Source organism: Massilia glaciei (assembly GCF_003011895.2).
GTDB classification, from domain to species: Bacteria; Pseudomonadota; Gammaproteobacteria; order Burkholderiales; family Burkholderiaceae_D; genus Telluria_A; species Telluria_A glaciei.
In genome coordinates this window covers 1-2242 of record NZ_PXWF02000171.1, presented here as the reverse complement: position 1 = coordinate 2242, position 2242 = coordinate 1, and the positions used below count along the sequence as shown (strand labels likewise).

At 62.5% G+C, this 2242-nt stretch carries 1 protein-coding gene; it reads right to left on the bottom strand.

The window, feature by feature from the left end:
* Positions 1–1738 (bottom strand): LEPR-XLL domain-containing protein (locus C7C56_RS10795; RefSeq protein WP_181373120.1); only part of this gene is annotated, 1738 nt, incomplete at its 3' end.
* Positions 1739–2242 lie beyond the last annotated feature (504 nt).

The window sequence follows — 2242 nt, the reverse complement described above, 5'->3', positions numbered from 1 at the left end:
CGTAGTCGACCACGGTGATGCTGCCACCGTAGACTTCGAGGTTGTCGCGCAGGGTGGGCGCCTGCAGCCCGCTGGCCGCGCCGATGCGCACCGCGCCGGCGCCGGCGGCGGCATGGCCGTCCAGGCCCTGGTGGCCGATGACGATCTTGCTGAAGCCGTCGGCGAAGCGGGTGATGTCGGCGTTGTCGATATTGAGGGTGTCGAGCGTGGAGCTGCCGGCCGGGTCGCCGACATCAACCTTCAGGCCAATCGTGGCTGGGCGCAGCGTCATGGCGCCACTGCCGCTTACCGACTCGCCGCCGCCGGCGAAGGTGATCTCGTCGGCCTCGATGAAGATGCTGCCGCCGCCGACGTTGACGCTGCCGCCGAAGGTGACGCTGGTCGCGCCCAGGATCGTCAGGTTGCCGCCGCCCAGGTTGATGTTGCTGTTGAACACCACCGCGCCCGAGGCGTTGATGATTAGATTGCCGGCCAGCGTGACCGAGCCCTTGAAGGTGATGTCGTCCGGCGTGTTGATGGTGCCGTTGACATTGACGCCCTCGATGGTCAGGTTCGCCATCGCGCCGTTGGCCGCGGTGGTGTTGCCGATGTCGCCCGAGAACACGATGTTGTCGGGGCCGCGCAGGGTGACGCTGTCGAGCACGCCGCCTGGGACGCCGCGGAAATACATGCCGCTGTCGTCGCCGAACGACATCTGGCCGCTGCCGTCGCTGCCGGCCGTGATGATGACGGCCTTGGTGCTGCTGTTAATCTCGACCGAGTCATGGATCAGAATGTCGCCCTCGGCCGACACGCTGTCGGCGTAGGCCATGGTGTGGCCGGAGCCGTACACGATGAGCGAGGCGTTGTCGGTCAGGGTCAGCGGGCTGTTGACGAAAATTTCGCCGCCCAGCAGTGGATTGCGCAACACCAGCGTGTCGCTCAGTTGAATCGGCGCGCTGGAACCGGCGCTGCCGATGTTGATCGTGTGATGGCCCAGGTCGCTGCCGATGACGATCTGGTCAAAGCCGTCCTGCAATTGGGCCACGTCGACGATGTTGATGTTCATTGCGCCGGCGACGTCGCCGCCGCTGGCGCCGAACACGATGGTGCTGGCCGTGTCGAGCGGCACGAACGAGAGCACCGCCCCGGCGCTGCTCGCGGCGCCGTCAAGTTGCACCTCGCTGCCGGTGACGGTGATGTCGGCGGCCGCGCCGCCGCTGGTTCCGGCCATGCTCTCGTCAAGCGGGACCTCGGTGTGCGCGAACAGTTTGAGCGAGGTGGCGTCCGGCACCAGTTCGAAGATGTTTTCGCCGGCCTGTACCAGGGGCGCGGTGCCGCCGAGTTCGATCTGGACGATGCCGGAGTTGAGGGTTGACAGATCCAGCTTGCCGCTGCCCTTGAGCACGTCGTTGGCCGCGACCACCATCTGGCCGTCCATCGCCCCCTGGCTGCGGGCCAGCGCGGCGACATCGAACAACTTCGGCTCCGCGCCCAGCTTGGCGGGCGCCTGCGCCACCGTGGCCGCCAGCATCTGGTCGGCCAGGGCATAGCCGACCGTGGCGTGGTCGAGCGCTCCTGCATGGGCGCCGGTGTAGGCATCGAGCGCGACATGGTCGTTATGATGGTCAAGAGGCAAAATCAGATTGGCGACGCCCAAGATGGGGTCGGCGGAAAGAAGCACCCGGGGCTCGAGAGCCTCAACACGAAACGCGTCACGAAGTTTGGCGACGAGGTGCTTTTTGAAAAATGGTTTCATGTTTTTTCCGCTTGGATTTTGCATTATTCGATCCGCCCGACGACAGGCGGAATTGCAGAACTTGGCCAGCATCTAAAACCATGCTCGCAATTCTGCAATATATAGAACCAGATCAACATGCTATAGGAAAACTCGGTGCTTGAATAACAACCGGAATTAATATCGGGGAACTATTTTTCTTTAATGCCACTTGGGACGGCGCAAAGGGCAATTTGCCTTGACAAACATCGCAAAAATTTCACCAGCGCATTTTATTTGCCGTCACTGACGACAAAAAAACAACCTAAGAAATGCTTGACTGGCAGCGAAGAAAGGTAAATTTTCCCGGCGATTTGGGTGGCGGCATCATCGCGCGCCGCGAAGCTGCGTTCTTCCTGAGCGGGAATTGATTTTATTCAACCATTAATCGGGGCCTGAATGCGACAAGGCCGCGCCCTTGCCGGGCGCGGCCTTGTCGCCACGGGTTCCGCCCACGAGCCCTACACCACCAGGTCCTCCAGCCAG